The organism is Photorhabdus viridis, from assembly GCF_040256935.1.
Taxonomy (GTDB): Bacteria; Pseudomonadota; Gammaproteobacteria; order Enterobacterales; family Enterobacteriaceae; genus Photorhabdus; species Photorhabdus viridis.
In genome coordinates this window covers 1-223 of sequence record NZ_JBEJZY010000523.1, presented here as the reverse complement: position 1 = coordinate 223, position 223 = coordinate 1, and the positions used below count along the sequence as shown (strand labels likewise).

1 protein-coding gene is annotated in these 223 nt (G+C 58.3%); it reads right to left on the bottom strand.

Translation table 11 applies throughout. The features are described from left to right. Positions 1–223: condensation domain-containing protein (locus ABR397_RS24370; RefSeq protein WP_350307926.1), on the bottom strand; the 223-nt coding region annotated here is incomplete at both ends.

Here is a 223-nt window from a genome sequence, read left to right as displayed (position 1 = left end):
AACCGGCTGTTGAGCCTGCCCGACCATCGCTTGCAGCACCGCGTGCAGATATCCTACCTGTCGCGCCATGGTCGCGGCATCAAACAGCGCCGAGGCATAATTCAGCGCACCGACAATCCCGCCCGCCTCTTCTGACAGGCCCAGTTCAAGATCAAACTTAACAACATCAAAGGCTTGATTAACCGGTGACACCGCCAGCCCCGGTAATTGCCATTCCGTCCCC